This window comes from Streptomyces sp. NPDC059788, assembly GCF_042732265.1.
In the GTDB taxonomy this organism is placed as follows: Bacteria; Actinomycetota; Actinomycetes; order Streptomycetales; family Streptomycetaceae; genus Streptomyces.
On the sequence record NZ_JBHWHY010000006.1, the window covers coordinates 160,514 to 180,951 of the forward strand.

The 20,438-nt window shown below is 71.9% G+C and carries 17 protein-coding genes and 3 pseudogenes; 9 read left to right on the top strand and 11 right to left on the bottom strand.

What is annotated here, in order from left to right:
- Window positions 1-2 precede the first annotated feature (2 nt).
- Complete coding sequence (locus ACFV57_RS07625; RefSeq protein WP_385226775.1) at window positions 3-1,523, bottom strand: 3-hydroxyacyl-CoA dehydrogenase; 1,521 nt, start codon at window positions 1,521-1,523, stop codon at window positions 3-5.
- A 224-nt stretch (window positions 1,524-1,747) separates the two neighbouring features.
- Between ACFV57_RS07625 and paaN the strand changes: the two genes are divergently transcribed.
- Window positions 1,748-3,454: a phenylacetic acid degradation protein PaaN gene (paaN, locus tag ACFV57_RS07630; RefSeq protein ID WP_385226777.1), complete on the top strand. Its 1,707-nt coding sequence runs from the start codon at window positions 1,748-1,750 to the stop codon at window positions 3,452-3,454.
- A 69-nt stretch (window positions 3,455-3,523) separates the two neighbouring features.
- Here the strand turns inward: paaN and ACFV57_RS07635 are convergent, their stop codons facing one another.
- The 3 genes from ACFV57_RS07635 to ACFV57_RS07645 all read right to left on the bottom strand — a co-directional run bounded on the left by ACFV57_RS07635 (window position 3,524) and on the right by ACFV57_RS07645 (window position 6,761).
- Window positions 3,524-4,342 (bottom strand): TrmH family RNA methyltransferase, encoded by an 819-nt coding sequence (locus ACFV57_RS07635; RefSeq protein WP_385226779.1) that lies wholly within the window; start codon window positions 4,340-4,342, stop codon window positions 3,524-3,526.
- Window positions 4,343-4,422: 80 nt separating this feature from the next.
- Window positions 4,423-5,892, bottom strand: a complete 1,470-nt coding sequence (locus tag ACFV57_RS07640) for an HTTM domain-containing protein (RefSeq protein ID WP_385226781.1) — start codon at window positions 5,890-5,892, stop codon at window positions 4,423-4,425.
- Between the two features lie 200 nt (window positions 5,893-6,092).
- Complete coding sequence (locus ACFV57_RS07645) at window positions 6,093-6,761, bottom strand: DUF5819 family protein (protein WP_385226783.1); 669 nt, start codon at window positions 6,759-6,761, stop codon at window positions 6,093-6,095.
- 168 nt (window positions 6,762-6,929) lie between these two features.
- Here ACFV57_RS07645 and paaA point away from each other — a divergent pair, with 168 nt between their 5' ends.
- The 6 genes from paaA to ACFV57_RS07675 all read left to right on the top strand — a co-directional run bounded on the left by paaA (window position 6,930) and on the right by ACFV57_RS07675 (window position 11,963).
- Entirely contained in the window at window positions 6,930-7,889 is a 960-nt protein-coding gene (gene paaA, locus ACFV57_RS07650; protein ID WP_385226785.1) for a 1,2-phenylacetyl-CoA epoxidase subunit PaaA, read from the top strand.
- A gap of 179 nt (window positions 7,890-8,068) precedes the next feature.
- The gene (gene paaB / locus ACFV57_RS07655; RefSeq protein WP_385226987.1) at window positions 8,069-8,335 is read left to right on the top strand and encodes a 1,2-phenylacetyl-CoA epoxidase subunit PaaB; all 267 of its coding nucleotides are present in this window, start codon (window positions 8,069-8,071) and stop codon (window positions 8,333-8,335) included.
- Complete coding sequence (gene paaC / locus ACFV57_RS07660) at window positions 8,332-9,129, top strand: 1,2-phenylacetyl-CoA epoxidase subunit PaaC (RefSeq protein ID WP_385226787.1); 798 nt, start codon at window positions 8,332-8,334, stop codon at window positions 9,127-9,129. Before paaB ends, paaC begins: the two co-directional genes overlap by 4 nt.
- Entirely contained in the window at window positions 9,123-9,617 is a 495-nt protein-coding gene (gene paaD / locus ACFV57_RS07665) for a 1,2-phenylacetyl-CoA epoxidase subunit PaaD (RefSeq protein WP_385226789.1), read from the top strand. The genes paaC and paaD overlap by 7 nt, the downstream gene beginning before the upstream one ends.
- Window positions 9,617-10,747 carry a 2Fe-2S iron-sulfur cluster-binding protein gene (locus ACFV57_RS07670; protein WP_385226791.1) on the top strand — a complete coding sequence of 377 codons (1,131 nt, stop codon included), beginning with the start codon at window positions 9,617-9,619 and terminating at the stop codon, window positions 10,745-10,747. The genes paaD and ACFV57_RS07670 overlap by 1 nt, the downstream gene beginning before the upstream one ends.
- A gap of 82 nt (window positions 10,748-10,829) precedes the next feature.
- A complete protein-coding gene (locus ACFV57_RS07675; RefSeq protein ID WP_385226793.1) occupies window positions 10,830-11,963 on the top strand; it encodes an acyl-CoA dehydrogenase family protein in 1,134 nt (377 codons plus the stop codon).
- 22 nt (window positions 11,964-11,985) lie between these two features.
- Here the strand turns inward: ACFV57_RS07675 and ACFV57_RS07680 are convergent, their stop codons facing one another.
- The 5 genes and pseudogenes from ACFV57_RS07680 to ACFV57_RS07700 form a co-directional block, all read right to left on the bottom strand.
- Complete coding sequence (locus tag ACFV57_RS07680) at window positions 11,986-12,330, bottom strand: rhodanese-like domain-containing protein (protein WP_385226795.1); 345 nt, start codon at window positions 12,328-12,330, stop codon at window positions 11,986-11,988.
- A 9-nt stretch (window positions 12,331-12,339) separates the two neighbouring features.
- A pseudogene (locus ACFV57_RS07685) lies at window positions 12,340-13,107 on the bottom strand (hypothetical protein); the annotation flags it as partial.
- Between the two features lie 673 nt (window positions 13,108-13,780).
- Window positions 13,781-14,074: pseudogene (locus tag ACFV57_RS07690) on the bottom strand (DUF2252 family protein); the annotation flags it as partial.
- A gap of 1,023 nt (window positions 14,075-15,097) precedes the next feature.
- Window positions 15,098-16,189, bottom strand: a pseudogene (locus tag ACFV57_RS07695) (DUF2252 domain-containing protein); the annotation flags it as partial.
- A 232-nt stretch (window positions 16,190-16,421) separates the two neighbouring features.
- Complete coding sequence (locus tag ACFV57_RS07700) at window positions 16,422-17,822, bottom strand: ABC transporter permease (RefSeq protein ID WP_385226797.1); 1,401 nt, start codon at window positions 17,820-17,822, stop codon at window positions 16,422-16,424.
- Window positions 17,823-17,925: 103 nt separating this feature from the next.
- Here ACFV57_RS07700 and ACFV57_RS07705 point away from each other — a divergent pair, with 103 nt between their 5' ends.
- Window positions 17,926-18,360: a MarR family winged helix-turn-helix transcriptional regulator gene (locus tag ACFV57_RS07705; protein ID WP_385226799.1), complete on the top strand. Its 435-nt coding sequence runs from the start codon at window positions 17,926-17,928 to the stop codon at window positions 18,358-18,360.
- Between the two features lie 90 nt (window positions 18,361-18,450).
- Here ACFV57_RS07705 and ACFV57_RS07710 read toward each other — a convergent pair whose 3' ends face one another.
- Window positions 18,451-18,813, bottom strand: coding sequence for a winged helix-turn-helix transcriptional regulator (locus ACFV57_RS07710; protein WP_385226801.1), 363 nt, complete (start codon window positions 18,811-18,813; stop codon window positions 18,451-18,453).
- A 119-nt stretch (window positions 18,814-18,932) separates the two neighbouring features.
- On the opposite strand from ACFV57_RS07710, the gene ACFV57_RS07715 reads away from it, so the two are divergent.
- The gene (locus tag ACFV57_RS07715; RefSeq protein ID WP_385226803.1) at window positions 18,933-19,583 is read left to right on the top strand and encodes an FMN-dependent NADH-azoreductase; all 651 of its coding nucleotides are present in this window, start codon (window positions 18,933-18,935) and stop codon (window positions 19,581-19,583) included.
- Window positions 19,584-19,727: 144 nt separating this feature from the next.
- Here ACFV57_RS07715 and ACFV57_RS07720 read toward each other — a convergent pair whose 3' ends face one another.
- Complete coding sequence (locus tag ACFV57_RS07720) at window positions 19,728-20,414, bottom strand: response regulator (protein ID WP_385226805.1); 687 nt, start codon at window positions 20,412-20,414, stop codon at window positions 19,728-19,730.
- Window positions 20,415-20,438 lie beyond the last annotated feature (24 nt).

Here is a 20,438-nt window from a genome sequence, read left to right on the forward strand (position 1 = left end):
GATTAGAGCATCCGGCCGGTCAGCTTCAAACTGCGCCTCAGGGCCCGGGACGGTGCGTAGCGGCCGTTCGCGTACTGGTGGTGCAGGCTGTCCAGCAGGTTCCACAACCAGGGACGGCCGATTTCCGAGGCCCACTCCGAAGGGCCGCCGGGGTAGTTCACGCCCAGTTGCATGGCCGTGTCGATGTCCGCACGGCTCGCGACCCCGCAGGCCTCGGCGTCCGCGGCGAAGTCCACGATCATGGCGACCGTACGGGCCACGATCATGCCCGGTACGTCGTCGATGACGCTGACCTTCTTGCCGAGCGCCTGGAAGAGGCCCACCGCTTCCCGTACGTCCTGGGGCGATGCCTGCGCGCCGGGCGCGATGGCGACACGGGTCGCGGCCCGGTAGTCGAGCGCCAGGTCGAAGCGGATCGCCGCGCCGGACACGTCGTCGGTGGCGGGGGTGCCGTCGGTCAGGGCGAGGCGGGCACCGCCCGGCAGCCTCATGCAGCCCTCGCGCTCCCCTGGCGTGCGGTCCCGGGTGACCTTGATTCCGGCCTCGTCGATCAGCTCCTCCAGTACGGCGGCGGGCCCGGCGAGCCGCGTCTGCACCACCACCGCGGCCGGCGCCGGGCACGGTTCAGCGGTGTGCGGCTGCGGCCCGGCGGCGCCCTCGGCGTAGTCGTACCAGCCCCGACCGGCCTTGCGGCCCAGGAGACCGGCCTCCACAAGACGCCGCTGCGCCAGGGAGGGCGTGAACTTCGGGTCGCGGAAGAAGCCCTCCCACACCGAGTGGGTGACGGCCTCGTTCACGTCCTGGCCGATGAGATCCATCAGCTCGAACGGCCCCATACGAAAGCCACAGGACTCGCGCAGCACGGCGTCGATGGTGGCCGGGTCCTCGGCCCGCTCCTCGTACAGGCGCAGGGCTTCCGCGTAGAAGGGGCGGGCGATGCGGTTGACGATGAAGCCGGGGGTGTCGGCGCTGCGCACGGGGGACTTGCCCCAGGCCGCCGCCGTCTCGTAAGCGGTGCCGGCCGCCGCCGGGCTGGTCGTGAACGCGCTGACGACCTCGACGAGGGGCAGGAGCGGCGCCGGGTTGAAGAAGTGCAGGCCGACGAAGCGCCCGGGCAGCCGCAGCGCGCCGGCGACGGCGGTGACGGACAGGGACGAGGTGTTGGTGGCCAGCAGACAGTCCGCGCCGACCACGTCCTCCAGGGCGGCGAACAGCTGCTGTTTCGCGTCGAGTTCTTCAACGATCGCCTCGATCACGAGCGCGGCGTCGGCGAGTTCGGGGAGCGCGGTGGCGGGGGAGAGGCGCGCGCGGGCCGCTGCACGCTCCGCGGGCGGCAGCTTGCCCTTCTCCACCAGACGGTCCAGGCGCCGCCCGATCGCGTCGGCGGCCTCGGCGGCGCGGCCCGGCAGCGCGTCGTAGAGCCGGACCGGATGGCCCGCGACCAGCGCGACCTGCGCGATTCCCTGGCCCATGGTGCCCGTGCCGACGACCGCGACGGTGCGGCCCGATTCGATGGCTGTCATGACGGCTGAATCCTTCCCGACGGAGTTGTCCACAGGTTCGCCGGACCCTCTTGCCCCGACCGATCGTTCGGTTACTCTAGCCCCGTCGCCGAAATTGTTCCCAGCCCTGTCCTCGGACCTGTCGTCGCACGTGGCGTCGCTTCCTCGGCGTGGCGTCTGCGCCCGCGAAGCAGGCGCCCCGTGACGGCAGGCCCCAGCCCCGCCCGACGAGGAGTTGGTCTTCGATGGCCGCCGAACTGACCGCAGCGCAGCTGCTCGAAAAGCACCGCACGACGCTCGACCAGGCGCTGGAGACGATCCGTACCCGCGCTTACTGGTCCCCGCACCCCGAGCACCCCAAGGCCTACGGGGAGAACGCCGCGGCGGACGGCCAGGCCGCCTTCGAGGCGCTGCGCGGCAAGCGCTTCGACCTGGACCAGCCCGGCACGGACGACTGGACGGGCGCCGAAGTCTCCCCGTACGGCATCGGGTTGAACATCAGCTATCCGCACCCGGACGCGGACGTCCTGCTGCCCGCGATGCGCGCGGCGATGCCCGCGTGGCGCGACGCGGGACCGCAGACCAGGGCCCTGGTCTGTCTGGAGATCCTGTCGCGGATCAGCGCCCGCACCCATGAGTTCGCGCAGGCCGTGATGCACACCAGCGGCCAGGCGTTCATGATGGCGTTCCAGGCGGGCGGTCCGCACGCACAGGACCGCGGCCTGGAGGCCGTCGCGTACGCCTACGCGGAGCAGATCCGCACCCCGGACGCGGCCGCGTGGTCCAAGCCGCAGGGCAAGCGCGAGCCGCTGGAGCTGGCCAAGTCCTTCAAGGCCGTGCCCCGGGGCGTCGCCCTCCTGGTCGGCTGCAACACCTTCCCCACGTGGAACGGCTACCCGGGCCTGTTCGCCTCCCTGGCCACCGGCAACGCGGTCCTGGTGAAGCCGCACCCGCGCGCCGTGCTGCCGCTCGCGCTCACCGTCCGGGTGGCGCGCGAGGTGCTGGCCGAGGCCGGGTTCTCCCCCGACCTGGTGGCCCTGGCCGTCGACCGGCCCGACGAGGGCCTGGCCAAGACCCTCGCGGTCCGCCCCGAGGTCCGCGTCATCGACTACACGGGCTCGACGGAATTCGGTGACTGGCTGGAGGCCAACGCCCCCCAGGCGCAGGTCTACACCGAGAAGGCCGGCGTCAACACGGTCGTCATCGACTCCACGGACGATTACAAGGGAATGCTCGGCAACCTCGCCTTCTCCCTGTCCCTGTACAGCGGCCAGATGTGCACCACCCCGCAGAACCTCCTCATCCCCCGCGACGGCATCACCACCGACGCCGGCCCCAAGTCGTACGACGACGTGGTCAGGGACCTCGCGACCGCGGTCGACAAACTGCTGGGCGACGACGCGCGGGCCAACGCCCTGCTGGGCGCGATCGTCAACCCGCAGGTCAAGGAGCGGATCGAGGCGGCCTCGGGGCTGGGCGAGGTGGCCCTGGCCTCCCGCGAGGTGGCCAACCCCGACTTCCCCGACGCCACGGTCCGTACGCCGGTGATGGTCAAGATGGACGGCGCGCGCAAGCTCTGGGAGGGCGCGGGCGCCGACGCCGCCTACCTGTCGGAGTGCTTCGGGCCCGTCTCCTTCGCGGTCGCCGTCGACTCCGCGGCCGACGCGGTGGACCTGCTGCGGCACACGGTCCGCGACAAGGGCGCGATGACGGTCGGCGCGTACACCACCTCCGAGGAGGTGGAGAAGCTGGTGGAGGAGGCGTGCCTGGAGGAGTGCGCGCAGCTCTCCCTCAACCTGACCGGCGGGGTGTACGTGAACCAGACCGCCGCCTTCTCCGACTTCCACGGCTCGGGCGGCAACCCGGCGGCGAACGCGGCGCTGTGCGACGGCGCGTTCGTGGCGAACCGCTTCCGGACGGTGGAGGTGCGCAGGCCCGCCCAGGAGAGCTGACCGGCCCATGCGCGCCTCTCCCGCCCGGCTCCCCCGGGCGGGAGAGGCGCGCATGGCAGCCCGGGAGAGCTAGAAGAGCGTCGGTCCGGCCGCTCCGGTCACCCCGGCCGTCGCGGCCGGGGCCGCCGTGCCGCGGGACATCCAGTGGAAGAGCCCCATGGCCACGCTCGTAGCCAGGTTGAAGCTGGACACCCGCGCCTGCATCGGCACCGCGACCAGCGCGGACGCCCGTTCCCGCAGCTCGTCCGAGATGCCCTGCCGCTCGGACCCGAAGGCCAGGATCGCGTCGTCGGGGAAGGCCACGGAACGGATGTCCGCACCCTCGGGGTCGAGGGCGTAGACCGGACCGGCCGGCAGTTCCGGCAGCGTCAGGCGCTCCACGGCGCCCGCGAAGTGCAACCCCGCGCTGCCGCGTACGGCGTTGGGGTGCCAGGGGTCGAGCGTGCCCGTGGTGACGACTCCGGTCGCGCCGAAACCGGCCGCCAGGCGTACGACGGCGCCGATGTTGCCCAGATTGCGCGGATTCTCCAGCAGGACGACGGGAGAGGTCCGCGGGGCGCGGCGGAGCCTGGCCAGGTTCGCCTCGGCGTCGGGACGTACGGCGAGCGCCGCGACGCCCGTGGGGTGGACCTTCGGCAGCAGCGTCCGCAGCGCCGTCGCGGGCACCTGCTCCGCCAGCGCGTCGAGGTCGCCGGTCAGATCGTCGGCGAGTTCCCCGGCGAGCGCCAGCAGGGCGGGCTTGTCACTGGTCAGCACCTGCCGTACGTCCCCGCCGAAGCGCAGGGCGTGCTTCAGTGCGTGGAAGCCGTCCAGGAGGACCGAGGCCGGGTCCCCGGCGCTCGCGCGCCAGCGCCGTACCGGATCGTCCGAGGTCCCGTTCTCGATCATTTCCCCACTATCTCAACTGTCCGCCGGGCGGACACCCGCCGCTCGTGGCCACGGGCGCCACGGGCGTCCCGGCCCTGCGTTCAGGGCGAACCGACGGCCGCCGTCGGGCCGCGCTCCCCCGCCCCCGTACGCCGCGGCAGCACCCGGTCCCGTACGGAACCGACCCGGCCGCCCAGCCACACCAGGAAGACCGTCGGCAGGAACACCGCGTCCGCCGTGACCATCGCGAGCGAGAAGAACGGCAGGCCGAGCAGGACGGCGATCGACACGTGCTCGCAGATCATGGCGACCAGCAGCACGTTCTTCAGACGGCGGTTGAAGAGCGTGAAGGGGAAGGCGACCTGCACGATCACCGTGCCGTAGGTGATCAGCATGATCATCAGGCCGCTGTCGGCGAGCACCCGGGACAGCTCCGGCCAGGGCGAGAAGTAGTCCAGGTGCATCGGGTAGTAGACCGCGGTGCCGTCCTGCCAGCGCGAGCCCTGGATCTTGTACCAGCCGGCGGTGGCGTAGATCAGGCAGACCTCGACGACGATCACCAGCAGGGCGCCGTTGTGCACCATCTTGGTGATCATGTCGAGGACGATCCGCGGCTCTCCGGGCGCGTACCGTCGCGCCGCCCACCAGACACCGTGGCTGAGCCACAGGACCCACAGCGTCAGACCCCAGCCCAGGTTCGGGAAGGGCCCGGGACCGAACCAGGACAGTCCGGACATCCCCAGGGCCTGGGCGACGGCGAGGGACAGTCCCAGGACCGCCCAGAGGACGATGCCGGTGATGTCGCGCCCGGGGCGGTCGGCAGGCCGCTTCGCGGCGCGGCGGGCGTCCAGGGACCACACCTGCCCGCACCGGGTCAGCACCAGATACATGGCCATCAGGTGGATGGCGTTGTCGCCGCCGTCCCCGATGAAGATGCTCCGGTTCTGCAGCGACAGCACACCCACCATGAACAGCACCGACATGGTGCGGGTGCGCCAGCCGACCAGCAGCAGGGCGCTGGAGACGATGGCGAGGGTGTAGACGAACTCGAACCAGCCGCGGCCGTCGGTCCAGGTCAGGACGGAGAAGGCCTCGTTGCCGTCGAGGAGCCGGCGCGCCATGTCGCCGCTCCAGGGGCCGTGCGGCCCGTACAGCTCCTGGCGGTTCGGCCATTCCCGTAGCAGGAAGAAGAGCCAGGTGGCCGCGAAACCGATGCGGATGACGGCGGACTGGTACGGGGCGAAGGCGGTGCCGGTGACGCGCCGGAAGGCTTGGCCGAAGGCACGTTCAATGCGTGTCTCTCCGGGGGTGGTGGGCGGCGCGGCGCGTGGTTCCGGGGGCGGGCCGGGGTGCGGGTCGGCAGGCGGTCCGGGATGCGGACCGGAGGGCGGGCTGGGGTGCGGGATGACGACGGGCCAGGCGGTTGTGGGGGCCGGGGTGGGGGAGGTGGCTCGGCCTGTGGGATCGGTGGGGCGGGCGGGGGGCGTGGGGGAGCCGGATTCGGTCTGACCGGCCGTCGCCGCCGCGTCCTTCGCTGCCACCCCTTCCTTCACCGCCACCGCTTCTGTCATCTCGGGCGCTTCTGCCGCCGCCGTCGCTTCTGCCGCTCCCGTCCCCGCCGTCGCTTCTGCCGCTCCCGTCCCCGCCGTTTCCGCCGTTTCCGCTCTTTCCGCCGCCGGAGAGCCGGTGTCCGCCCGCCCGCTCGTAGCCCGGGCCGGAGAGTCGCTGCCCGCCCCGTCCCGCGCCGCCTGCGGAGGCAACCTGTGCGCTGTCACTGGATCGTCGCTCCTTCGGGCAGATCGCCTACGGTGACCGGCCACCAGGGCAGCTCGCGGTACCTGGGCTTGTCGCTGATCTTCTCCGAGCTCCACGGCGGCGGGCTGACGGCCGTCGTCATCGAGCGGACCTGCATCTGCTCGATCGCGCCGCGCGTCACCCACTCCTTGCTCATACGCTGCATCACGATCCGCCGGACGTACTCTTCGGCCAGTTCGCCGCGCGTACCGGTGGCGCGGTTCTGCGCGTCGTGGGTGCTGAGGAAGTACTCCCAGGCGCGCCGGAGTTCGTTCTGCTGGGTGTGACTCGGTACGGGGTTGTGCAGCAGCGCCCGGCCGTCGTCGGCGGAGAGGTCGGTCCAGCCGGTGGTCAGCCGGTCACCGGCCTTGGTGCGCACCTGGGCGCGCACCTGCACCGCGATGTTCTGCTGCAGCGGGTTGGGCGCGAACAGCTTCCAGTTCTGCTCGTACTCCGGGTAGACGTAGTCGTTGATCACCTCGCCGTGCTGCTTGCTCAGCGTGTTCGGCGGTGCCACGTGCAGGAACATCATCGCGAGGTGGATCGCCACGGCCAGCGTCACGGCGCCCGCCACCACGGTCACCACGATGCGTGACGGTAGCGAGAGCGCGGCCGGTGGCCGCGATTCATCCCCGTATTGCTGCATTCCTGCCCCGTTCCCAGAACCCGAGCGGCTTTTCACCGCCCCGGAACCGTACCTAGGCGGCCCCACACGGCACACCCTTCCCTGAGTTATCCACAGGCTTGACACCCCGCGTGTCCGAGCCACACCATTGAACCGAACGATCGGTCGGTCGGGAGCTAGGGGGATCACATGACGACGATCGCGCCGGGCGAGGAATCCCTCGCGGCCCTGGAGGCCGGCTTCGACGCGGCCGTGGCCGCGGACGAGCGCATCGAGCCGCGCGACTGGATGCCGGACGCCTACCGCTCATCGCTGGTGCGCCAGATAGCGCAGCACGCCCACTCCGAAATCATCGGAATGCAGCCGGAGGCGAACTGGATCACCCGGGCGCCGTCGCTGCGCCGCAAGGCGATCCTGATGGCGAAGGTGCAGGACGAGGCGGGCCACGGCCTGTATCTCTACAGCGCCGCCGAGACCCTCGGCGCGAGCCGGGACGAGCTGCTCGGCAAGCTGCACTCCGGCCGCCAGAAGTATTCGTCGATCTTCAACTACCCCACCCTGACCTGGGCCGACGTCGGCGCCATCGGCTGGCTGGTGGACGGCGCCGCGATCACGAACCAGGTCCCGCTGTGCCGCTGCTCGTACGGGCCCTATGCCCGCGCCATGGTCCGCGTCTGCAAGGAGGAGTCCTTCCACCAGCGCCAGGGCTATGAGCTCCTGCTCGCCCTGAGCCGCGGCACCGACGCCCAGCACGCCATGGCACAGGACGCGGTGGACCGGTGGTGGTGGCCGTCGCTGATGATGTTCGGCCCGCCCGACGACGAATCGGCGCACTCCGCCCAGTCCATGGCCTGGAAGATCAAGCGCCATTCCAACGACGAGCTGCGCCAGCGCTTCGTGGACATCTGCGTACCGCAGGCCGAATCGCTCGGCCTCACGCTCCCCGACCCCGACCTGAGGTGGGACGAGCAGCGCGGCCACTGGGACTTCGGCCCCATCGACTGGGCCGAGTTCCGCGAGGTCCTCAAGGGCAACGGCCCCTGCAACGAACAGCGGATCAACCAACGGCGCCGGGCCCATGAGGACGGTGCCTGGGTGCGCGACGCCGCGGCGGCGTACGCGGCCAAGCACGGGGAGGGGACCCGATGACCACGACCGGCACCCAGGACGGCGCACGCCCTGAGGGCCAGGCAGCCCCGGACGCCCCCGGGAGCCGCCCCGGGCCGGGGAGCCCGGGCGCCCCGGCAGAACCTCCCGCTGCAAGCACGCCTACCGCGCCCCGGGACAGCACGCCGACGGCACCTTCCGCGGGCCCCGCCGAGTGGCCGCTGTGGGAGGTCTTCGTCCGCAGCCGTCGCGGCCTGTCCCACACCCACGCCGGCAGCCTGCACGCCCCGGACGCCGAAATGGCCCTGCGCAACGCCCGCGATCTCTACACCCGCCGCTCCGAAGGCGTCTCGATCTGGGTGGTCCCGTCCGCCGCGGTCTCCGCCTCCTCCCCGGACGAGAAGGACTCCTTCTTCGAACCGGCCGCCGACAAGCCCTACCGCCACCCGACCTTCTACGAAATCCCGGACGGGGTGCAGCACCTGTGAAGCCCGCACGGACCGCCCAGGACCCGGCCGCCGCCGACCGCACCGCCGCGGCCAGCGCCCCCGCGGGCTCCCTGGCCCGGGACATCGCCGCCGCTGCCCCGGCCCTGGCCCTCGGCGACGACGCCCTCGTCCTGTCCCACCGGCTGGGGGAGTGGGCGGGACACGCGCCCGTCCTCGAAGAGGAAGTGGCCCTCGCCAACATCGCGCTGGACCTCCTCGGCCAGGCCCGCGTCCTGCTCTCCCTCGTAGGGGAAGAGGACGAGCTGGCCTATCTGCGCGAGGAGCGCTCCTTTCGCAACTGCCAGCTCGTCGAGCAGCCCAACGGCGACTTCGCCCACACCATCGCCCGCCAGCTGTACTTCTCCACCTACCAGGAACTGCTGTACGGGCAGCTGGCCACCGCAGACGGCCCCTTGGCCCCGCTCGCGGCCAAGGCGGTCAAAGAGGTCGCCTACCACCGCGACCACGCCGAACAGTGGACCCTGCGCCTGGGCGACGGCACCGAGCAGAGCCACGAGCGCATACAGCGCGGCCTGGACGCCCTGTGGCGCTTCACCGGTGAACTCTTCGAGCCCGTACCAGGACTGGACATCGACCCGGCCACCCTGCACGACGCCTGGGCCACGCGCATCGAAGCCGTCCTGACGCGTGCCACCCTCACCGTCCCGCAGGGGCCGAGCCGCGGAGCCTGGACCGCGGGGGCCGGGCGCCAGGGACTGCACACCGAGCCGTTCGGCCGAATGCTCGCCGAGATGCAGCACCTGCACCGCAGCCACCCGGGGGCGACATGGTGACCACCACCCTCGAAGAGCGGTTGCGCGAACTGGCCGGCTCGGTGCCGGACCCGGAGCTGCCGGTCGTGACCCTGGCCGAGCTGGGCGTGCTGCGCGGCCTGCGGATGACCGGACCCGGCCAGGTCGAGGTCGAGCTGACCCCCACCTACACGGGCTGCCCCGCCATCGAGGCGATGTCCGCCGACATAGAGCGCGTCCTCCACGAGCACGGCATCCCCCAGGTCGAGGTGCGTACGGTCCTCAGCCCGCCCTGGACGACCGACGCGATCACGGACGAGGGCCGCCGGAAACTGACCGAGTTCGGCATAGCCCCGCCACGCCCCACCGGTCCGGCCGGCGGCCCCGTGGCGGTCGACCTCGCGATCCGCTGCCCGCACTGCGGATCGACCGACACCACCTTGCTCAGCCGCTTCTCCTCCACCGCCTGCAAGGCGCTGCGCCGCTGCCGGTCCTGCCGCGAACCGTTCGACCACTTCAAGGAGTTGTGATGTTCCACCCGCTCCGGGTCGCGGAGATCGAGCGGCTCACGGACGACGCCGTCGCCGTCACCTTCCAGGTCCCGCCCGGACTGCGCGAGACCTTCCGGCACATTCCCGGCCAGCACATCGCACTGCGCCGCACCGTCGACGGCCGGGAGATCCGCCGTACGTACTCCATCTGCACCCCCGCGTCGGACGAGCCCGAGCTGCGGGTGGGCATCCGCCTGGTCGAGGACGGCGAGTTCTCCACGTACGCGCTCAAGGAACTGGCCGTCGGCGACACGGTCGACGTCATGGCACCGGCCGGCCGGTTCGTGCTGGAGCCCCGCCCCGGGCGGTTCGTGGGCATCGTCGGCGGAAGCGGCATCACACCGGTGCTGTCCATCGCCGCGACGCTGCTCGCCCGTCAGCCGGACGCCCGCTTCTGCCTGGTCCGCAGCGACCGTACGGCGGCCTCGACGATGTTCCTGGAGGAAACGGCCGACCTCAAGGACCGCCACCCGGACCGCTTCCAGCTCGTCTCCGTGCTCTCCCGCGAGGACCAGCAGTCGGGCCTGCCCTCCGGCCGTCTGGACGAGGAGCGGCTGCGGGAGTTGCTGCCCGCACTGCTGCCGGTCGGCGCCGTCGACGGCTGGTACCTGTGCGGCCCCTACGGACTCGTCCAGGCGGCGGAACGGGCCCTGCGCGGCCTTCAGGTCCCCCGTGGCCGTATCCACGAAGAGATCTTCCACATATCCGAAACCGCCCCAGCGGAGGCAGCACTCGCCGGCGCCGCTCCCCCAGGAGCCGCAGCCACGGGCATAGCGGCCGCCGGGAGCTCGGACGCCCCCCTGGGCGGCCCCGCGTCGCTGCGCTCCCCGGCACGCAGCACCGTGACCGCGACCCTGGACGGGCGGGCGGGCAGCTGGCCGGTCCTGGACGGCGAATCCCTGCTGGAGGCCGTCCTGCGCAACCGTGCGGACGCCCCGTACGCCTGCAAGGGCGGCGTCTGCGGGACGTGCCGCGCGTTCCTGGTGTCGGGCGAGATCCGCATGGACCGCAACTACGCGCTGGAGGACGAGGAAGTCGCATCGGGATATGTGCTGGCCTGCCAGTCACATCCCCTGACGGAGGAGGTGGAGGTCGACTTCGACCGCTGACCCCATTCACAATTCCTGCAACCTGTTCTAACTTGACGACCCGTCAGGTACACGCCGTGCGGTCACGCGGGAGGACAGGACAGTGGACTTCACCTTCACCGAGGAGCAGCAGGCAGCCGTCGAGGCGGCCAAGGCCGTCTTCGCGGACGTCGCTCCCGACAGCGTGCCCAGCCCCGCGCTCACCGCCGGAGCCGTAGCCGACGACTTCGACCGCCCCCTGTGGCGCAAGCTGGCCGACGCCGACCTGCTGAGTCTGCTGCTCGCGCCCGAATACGACGGCGCGGGCCTGGACCCGATCGCGCTCTGCCTCGTGCTGCGTGAATCCGCCCGGGTGCTCGCCCGCGTACCGCTGCTGGAGAACAGCGTCGCGGCCCTCGCGGTCCAGACGTACGCCGACGCCGCGCTGCGCGCCGACGTCCTGCCCCGGACCGGACGCGGCGACCTCGTCCTCACCGTCGCCGCCGGCGGGCGCACCGGCCACGACCCCGCCGAACTCGCCGTCACCGCCCGCCAGGAGGGCGCCGACTGGGTGCTCGACGGCAATCAGACCGCCGTCCCCTGGGCACAGAACGCCGACCGCATCCTCGTCCCCGCCCACACCGGCGACGGAACCGCCGTACTGGCCCTCGTACCCCGGCTCCAGGACGGCGTCCGCCTCCACGACCAGGTCTCCACCAACGGCGAGCGCCACGCGGAAGTCGAACTGGACTCCGTACGAGCCCCCTCCGAAGAAGTGATCACCGAACCCGGTGCCTGGGAGTGGCTACGCAACGTCCTCACCACCGGCACGTGCGCGCTGGCCCTCGGCCTCGGCCAAGCCGTACTGGCCATGACCAGCGCCTACACGGCGAAGCGCGAACAATTCGGCTTCCCCGTCGCCACCTTCCAAGCGGTCGCCGTCCAGGCCGCCGACCGCTACATCGACCTGCGTGCCATGGAGGCCGCCCTCTGGCAGGCCGCATGGCGCGTCAGCAGCACGGCGAACGGCGCGCTGCCACCGGCGGGAGACGTGGCGGTGGCCAAGATCTGGGCCTCGGAGGGCATACGCCGCGTCGTACAGACCGCACAGCACCTGCACGGCGGCTTCGGCGCCGACACGGACTACGCACTGCACCGCTACCACGCCTGGGCGAAACAGCTCGAACTCTCCCTGGGCCCGGCCGCCGCCCACGAAGAAACCCTGGGCGACCTGCTGGCCGCCCACCCCCTGAGCTGAGCAGCCGACCGATCGTCGCAGGTCAGACGACCGTGCCCAGCTCGCCCTTGCTGTCCTTCACCGGGCGGCCGGCGGCCTCCCAGGCCTGCATCCCGCCATCGACGTTCACCGCGTCGATGCCCTGCTGGATCAGGTACTGGGCGACCTGCGCGGACCGGCCGCCGACCCGGCACAGCACGTACACCTTGCCGCCGTCGGGCGCCTGCTCCGTCAACTCACCGTAGCGGCCGACGAACTCGCTCATCGGGATGTGCAGCGCGCCCTCGGCGTGCCCCGCCTCCCACTCGTCGTTCTCCCGTACGTCCAGGAGGAAGTCCTCGGACGTCAGAGCGTCGACACCGACCGTGGGCAGAGAACCAAAATGCATGCCCCGACGCTACCCGACCAGCCGCACGAGATACGCCTCGCGTTCGGCGACGTCCGCGAGCAGCTTCTCGGCGATCTCCTCCAGCAGCGCGTCCGGGTCCTCCGGCGCCATCTTGATCATCGCGCCGATCGCACTGTCCTCCAGCTCGGCTGCGACCGCCGCCAGCATCTCCTTGCGCTCCGCCAGCCACTCCAGCCGCGCATACAGCTCCTCGCTCTCGCTCGGCCGCTGCTCCTGCGGCGCGGGACCGGCCTCCCACTCGTGGGCCAGCGCGCGCAGCGCCGCCTCGTCCCCGGCGCCGTACGCGGCGTTGACCCGCACGATGAAGGCGTCCCTGCGGCCACGCTCGGCCTCGTCACGCGCCAGGTCGGGGTGGGCCTTGCGCACCAGATCGCGGTAGACCCGACGGGCCTCCTCACTCGGCCGTACCTTCTGCGGCGGCCGGACCGACTGCTCGTTGAGCATCGCCTCGGCCTCCGGGTACAGCCCCTCGGACCCCATCCACCCGTGGAACAACTCCTCCACGTCGGGCATCGGCAGCACCGCCGCCCGCGCCTCCCGCGCCTTGCGCACGTCCTCCGGATCACCCGTACGGGCCGCGACCGCCTCGGCGATCTGTGCGTCGAGCTCGTCCAACCGCGAGTACATGGGGCCGAGGCGCTGATGGTGCAGCCGGGAGAAGTTCTCCACCTCCACCCGGAAGGTCTCCACCGCGATCTCGAACTCGATCAGCGCCTGCTCAGCAGCCTCCACCGCCAACGCCAACCGCCGCGTCGGCTCCTCCGAACCACCACGCGCTTGCGCCCCCTCACGACTCCCCTCCCCCTGAGAGACGTCCGCCCCCTCGCTCCCCTGACCACCCTGGTCAGAGCCGGGCCCCGGCCCCGGTACGTGACCGTCAGCGCCGTCACCCGGACCGTACTGATCCGCGGGTGCGCCATGTGCCGTCTGGTTGGTGTGGCTGTTGTAGCTGGTTCGGTTGGCGGGGGGTGTGTTGGCGGGGGGTGTGTTGGCGGGGGGTGTGTTGGCGGGGGGTGTGTTGGCGGGGGGTGTGTTGGCGGGGTGGTCACCCTGGCTGACTTGGTCGCCCTGGCCGGCGTGACCCTCCTGACCGACGCCGCCCTGACCGACGCCGCCCTCCTGAGGCGCGTGGGAGGCGTAGCCCCCCTGGGCCGCCGGGGCCGCGTGGCCGTCCCACCCCTCGCGACCGGCGTGGCCTCCCTGGAGGCCGGTGCCTGCGGGGGCTGCGAAGCCGCCCTGGGCCGAGTCAGCCACCTGGCCGCCCGGAGCCAGGTCAGCCGCATGGCCCTCCTGATCCGCGTGGCCACCCCAGGACGCATGGGCCGCGTGGCCCGCGCCCCCCAGGTCAGCGTGTGCGTCCGGGCCGTCCTGCGCGTTCTCCGCCTGCGAGTTCGTCACCCGGCCACCCTACGGCCCGGCCCGGCTCCGCTCAGACTCCCATCTCGGCGGCTATCCGCCCGCTCCTGATCGCCGCCACCAAATCCGCGTGATCCGCCTCCGTACGGTCCGCATAGGCCACCGCGAAATCGGCCAGCGCCTCATCCAGCGCGCCGCCCTTGCCGCAGTACCCCGCCACCACACGCGGATCGGCACTGTGCGCATGAGCCCGGGCCAGCAACGCTCCCGTCATCCGTGCGTAGTCGTCGATCTGATCGCCTGCCAGGGCGGCGGGATCGACGCTGCCCTTACGGTTCCGGAACTGCCGCACCTGGTAGGGCCTCCCCGCCCCCACCCCCTCCCCCCGCCCCTCGCCCCGCCTCTCAGCCCACACCCCAGCACCAACTCCAACCCCAGCCCCAGCAACCCCAGAACCAACCCCCGTTCCCGCCCCCGCCCCCGCCTCCGCGTGCGCCTGCGCCCCAACCCAACGCTCAGCCTCAGCCCCAGCCCCACCCACCCGGGTCTCAGGCCACACCTCAGCCCGCCCCCGGCCTCCATCCCCAACCCGAGCCCCACCCCCACGTCCGGCCCCGTCTCCGGCCTCCGCTCCTGCCCCCACCGCATCCCCTGTGCCAGCCCGAGCCCCATCCCCTACCCCACCGCGTGCCTCAGCCCACGCATCAGCCGGTACATCAGCCCCCACCCCTGCCCGCACCCCGGACCGCCTCCCGGCGGCTCGTCGCTCGGGCGGTGTCACGACATCCGACTCGGCCAGCGGGGCAGACGGTCCCCCCGCCCCTGCGTCGGTCCATATCTCGCCCCGTCCCTCAGCTGCCTCTGCCCCGATCCGCCACTCGGTCGCAGCTCCAGCCCCCGATCCGCCGCGCAACTCGGCCGGTCCTCCCACCGTCGGCTCAGCCCACAGCTCAGCCGGTCCCTCCGTCGGCGCTCCAGCCGACGTCTCACCCCGCCTTCCGCCCCGCCTCTCGTCCCCACTCGCGCCCCGCCGATCAGTTCGTCCCGTAGGCGGTCCCTCAGCCCTGGGCGGGCCGGCCCACGCCTCATTTCCCTCGCCCCTCGGCTCACCCCCCGGCTCGCGCCACCGCTCGTCGCGCCCATCGTCATCGCCCCGCGGGCCCACCTGCACCTCAGCCGGTATGTCCGCCCGCGCCCCGGCCGCCCCCTCCTCCCCCGGGCCCTCCGGTATCGGCCACGACTCAGGCCGTGGGTCACGCCCCGGACCACGCCCCGGATCGCTCTGGCCCCGATCCGGTCCCCGTCGTAGGCGTCGGCTCAACCCCTCGGCCTCCCGTTCGCCCGCACTGGCGCCGACGCTGCCCGTACCGTGTCCCGCGCCCGGCTCGTACACCGTCGTCCAGCCCAGCAGACTGTCGCTGACCACCTGCATATGGTGCTGTCCGCGCACGATCCGGCGGCCCTCGTGCGCCACTGCCGGAACCGGGAAGCCGGTCTTCGCCGCGTACGGCGTCAGCGCCGAGCTGCGCGCCTCCTTCACCTGGAGCACCAGTGGCTCGCCGCGATGGTCCAGCAGCAGGACCACGTAGGAGCGCAGTCCCACGCTCCCCGTGCCCACCACCCGGAACGCCACGTCCTGCACCTCGTACCTGGCCAACAGCGGCAGCCGGTCCTCCGGCAAGGTGTCCAGGTAGGCCGGGAGCGAGGCGGCCACCGCGGCAGCCTCCGCGTCCGGTATGCGTCGCAGGACGGGCGGGGCGTCGACGAACCTCCTTCCGCCCCCGGGTATCTCCTCCGTCGACTTCGCCGCGAACCGCGCGCTGGTGTTCTTACGGGCCTTGGCCACAACCCGCTCCAGCGTGCCCAGCAGGTCACGGGCGTCCGCGTGCGAGACCAGTTGCTCGTCGGCTATCGCGTTCCAGGCGTCGGCGGCCGACATGCCCGCCAATAGCCGCATCGTGCGCCGGTACGCGCCGACCGCGTCCCGGGCCGCCTCCCGGCACTGCTCCTCACTGGCCCCCGCCTCCCGGCCGGCCAGCACCAGCGAGGCCGCCAGCCGCTTCAGGTCCCACTCCCAGGGCCCGTACAGGGTCTCGTCGAAATCGTTGAGATCCATCACCAGCTTGCCGCGGGCGTCGCCGTAGAGACCAAAGTTGCCCGCGTGTGCGTCGCCGCATATCTGCGCGCCGATGCCGGTCACCGGAGCGGTCATCAAGTCGTACGCCATCAGGCCGGCGGACCCGCGGAGGAAGGCGAAGGGGCTGGCGGCCATGCGCCCGACCCGGATCGGGACCAGCTCCGGGAGGCGGCCGGCGTTGGACTCCTCGACCGACGTCACCGCGTCGGGGCGCCCGGCGTCGGGCGTGAACCGGCCTTGCGCGGAGCGTGGCGTCCGCTCCCGGAGCGCCTTGCCGACCGCCTTCGGCGCGGGCCCCCGCGCGTCCGGCCTCGCGAACCCCGGTACGTACGGCAATCGCGTCATCGCACGCCACCTCCCCCTCGTCCCGTGCACCGACCCCGGACCCCGTCGTCCGGCCGCGCCGGACCGTCTGCAGATTCCCGTCGACCCTCGGTCGCCGGAACGCTGTCCCCGCCGCGTGTTCACGACGGTACAGACAGGCCCCGCCTCGCGGCAGGGCCTGTGGATAACTCTGCGTGACAGAGTCGGGTGGGGGTTGTGGGCAGGTTGTGGCGTCTGATCCGGCGCCCCAGGATCAGACGCCGACCGCCTCTTCCATCTCCTCCTCGGCCGCCTCGGCCTGCGCCGGGCTCTCGCCGTTCCGGGCCGTCGCGGCGTGGGCCGGGCTCCGCTCCGGCACCGTCGCGGCCACCGCGGCAGCCGCCACGGCCGTCGCGTTCTCCGCCGCGCTCGCGGCGGCGCGCCGTCGGCGCGTCTCGGCCAGGGACGCCACACCGACCATCACCAGGCCCACGACCAGCCACAGCACCAGCGTCCAGACGTGCCCGGCCAGCCCGTTGCCGTCGAAGTAGACGTGGCTGCGGGTGCCCTCGACGAAGCCGGCGCCGTTCCAGAACGCGTGGAGGGAGGCGAAGAAACCATTCTGCAGCTCGGGGCGGAAGACTCCGCCCGCCGAGGTGAAGTTGAGCATCACGAACAGCGCCATCACACCCAGCGTCGTCCAGCGCTTGAGGAACGTGTGCAGGCCGGTGCCGATCAGCAAAATGCCCGCCGAGTACAGCCAGGCCATGCCCCACAGACCCCACAGACCGTGGTCGACGAGGTGGAAGACCGGTCCGGCGAAGAGCGTCCCGAGGATGCTGACCACGAAGGACGTGCCGACCGCCAGCGCCGCGCGCATCCGGATCGGCAGCACGGCACCAGCACCGCCGATCACCGCGACCGACGCGTACGAGCCGATGCTGATCGCGACCATCAGGAAGAAGAGACCCTGGCTGGTCGGGTCGTCCTCGGCCGGCGGGGCGACATCGGTGACCTTGAGCGGCGCACCCTGCTGGGCCGCCACCGGCGTGAAGATCTTCTGCACAACGGTCGCCGTGGTGTCCGAACCGGCCGTCGCGACCAACAGCTCGGGCGCCGCCTTCGCCCCGCCGCCCTGGGCGGCTGAGGCAGCCGGTGCGGCAGACGCGGTCTGGGCAGTCGGTGCGGCAGGCGCAGTCCGGGCAGTCGGCGTGGCCTGGGCAGTCGGCGCAGTACGGGCCGCCGGTGCAGCCGCAGCGGCCGGTGCAGCGCCGTTCCCCTTCCCGGCCGGTACGTCGCCGCTCTTAGCGGTCGATGCGCCACCGCTCTTCCCGGCCGACGCACCGCCACCGGAAGCCTGCGTGCCCATCACGTACGCGCCGAAGATGTCCTGGTGCTTCAGCTGGTCCACGGCCTCGGCCCGGCTGCCGACCGTGCGGACGTCCAGGCCGCCGTGCGCCTTGTCGTTCATCGACTGGGCGAGCACCTGCGCCTGGGAGCCCGAGCCGACCACCGCCACGGGCAGGTGGTGCGGCTCGGGGTGTGCGAACGCCCCCAGGTAGGCCAGGCCCATCCCGATGCACATCAGCAGCGGCGTGACCAGGTGGGTCAGGACGTGCCGGAGGTCGGCTCGGTGATCGGGGCGGTGGTGGTCGGGACGTCGGACCGAACTCATGCGTCGTGCCTTCTCAAGCTAGTCGCTCAGCTTCGAGTAGTTGGCTTATACAACTCTCATTCCACGTTGTACTATACAACTACTTCAACGAAAGGCAAGTCCCGTGGCCCGCAGAGACGAATCCGTCGAGACCATCCAGCAGGAGATGACCGCGTTCGCCCGCCGGGCACGCGCCACCGCCGCCCGCATGCACCCCGAACTCTCGCTCGTCTCGTACACGCTGCTGGCGCACCTCGACGACCAGCAGGGATGCCGCGCGACCGACCTCGCCGCGCACTACCTCCTGGACAAGTCCACGGTCAGCCGGCAGATCTCCGCCCTGGAGAAGCTCGGCTTCGTGGAGCGCCGCGTGGACCCGGACGACCACCGCGTGCAGGTGCTGCACCCCACGACGAAGGGCGCGCAGATGCTGGCCAACGTCACCGCCAGCCGCCGCCAGGCGTTCCACGAGCGGCTCGCCGACTGGGACGAGGACGACCTGGACCGCTTCGCGTCATATCTGCTGCGCTACAACGTGGCCCAGAAGAAGCACGGCTGACACCCCGCCAACCCGAGCGCCGGCCCCAGCAACTCCCCGGCGCCGCACCCCCGGCGCACCGCGCACGCCGGACGCCGCGCCCCCGCGCCCTCACTTCCGGAAGCGCTCCGGACACTGGCCGCCGTCCGGGAAGTAGGTCTCCGCCCACTGCCCCAGCTCCTTGAGCGCGGAATCCAGCGCCCGCCCGGCCTCGGTCAGGCGGTAGGAGACGCGCAGCGGCGGCCCCCCGTCGACCTCCCGTACGACCAGGCCGGCCGCCGACAACTCCGTGAGCCGGTCGGAGAGCATGCGTTCGCTGATGCCGGGGACCGCCCGGCGCAGCTCGGCGAAGTGCACCGGCCCGTCAAGCAGGACGGACACGATCAGGCCGGTCCACCGCTTGCCGAACAGTTCGAAGACCCGCGCCATGCCGGTGTCCACCTGCCTGCATGTCCGTTCGCCGCGCTCCGCCATACGACCAGGGTACTGCCTTGGCGTTGGGTACTGCGAAAAAGTAAGCTACTATGCTAAACGTAGGAACGTACGGAACCCACCTCAGGGCCGCGCGTCGGCCACGACCGAAGGACCGCACCATGGCCACGCTTCTGCACCTCGACTCCTCCCTGTTCACCACCGACGGCTCCGCCTCGCGTACGGTGACCGCCGCCTTCAGCAAGGCCTGGGAGGAGCAGCACCCCGGCGGCACCGTCGTCTACCGCGACCTCGCCGCCACGCCGCCGCCGCACCTGGAGGCCGACGGCTTCTCCGCCGCCTTCAGTGCCCCCGACGACCTCACCCCCGAGCAGCAGACCGCTTTCGCGAAGCGTCTGGAGCTGATCGAGGAGCTGGAGAAGGCGGACGCGGTCGTCATCGGCGCCCCCATGTACAACATCACGATCCCCTCCACGCTGAAGGCGTGGCTGGACCACATCATCATCATTGGTCGCACCGCCGGGGAGGGTGCGTCCCTGAAGGGCAAGCCGGTCACCGTCGTCGCCAGCCGGGGCGGCGCGTACGGTCCGGGCACGCCCCGCGAGGGCTTCGACTACGTCCAGAACTACCTGGAGGCCGTGCTGGGCACCCTGCTCGGCATGGACGTCGACTTCATCGTCCCCGAGCTGACGATGGCGCCCACCAACCCCGCGATGGCGGACCTCATACCGCTGTACGAGGCCTCCCGCGACAAGGCCCTCCAGGAGGCCGCCGACAAGGCCAAGATCCTCGCCGAACGCCTCGCCGCCTGACGCACCGCCGCCGGCACGCGACCACAGCCCGCCCGGCCGAGCCCCGGACCACCGGCGGCCCGACCAGGCGGGCCCCGACCAGACGCCCCCACCCAGGCGGGTGACGGCCGGCCCCCGTACGACCGGCGGCCCGTACGCCCCGCCCTACGCCCCCAGCTCCGCGTCGCGGGCGAGCAGGGCCGCCTGGACCCGGTTCTCGCATCCCAGCTTGGCCAGAATCCGGCTGACGTACGTCTTCACCGTCGCCTCGCTCATATGGATCCGCTCACCCGCGTCGGCGTTCGACAATCCCTCGCCGAGCAGCGACAGCACCTCCATCTCCCGTTCCGTCAGGACGGACAGCCGCCGCCTGGCCTCCTCCGCACGCCGTGCCGTGCGCGTCGCGCCGCTCCCGCCGCCGGGCCCACTGCCGAGCGCGGCCAGCGAATCGGCCACGTGCCGGGTCGCCACCGGCGACATGTAGGCGTGGCCGTCGCCCGCGGCCCGTACCGCACGGATCAGTTCGTCCGGCGCGGAGTCCTTCAGCAGGAAACCCGCGCTTCCCTCACCCATCGCCCGCAGCACGTTCTCCCGCTCCCCGAACGTCGTCAGGATCAGGGCCCGTACGGACGGAACCGCCCGGCGCAGTTCGGCCAGCGCCGTCAGCCCGTCCATGACCGGCATCTGGATGTCCAGGAGCACCACGTCCGCGCCATGACCGCGCGCGGCCTCGACCGCCTCCTTGCCGTTCCCCGCCTCCGCCACGACCTCGATGTCCCCGGCGGAGGTGAGGATCATCCGGATACCGGCTCTGATGAGCGGCTCGTCGTCAGCGACGATCACCCTGATCACTCGGACTCCCGCACGGGCTCGATC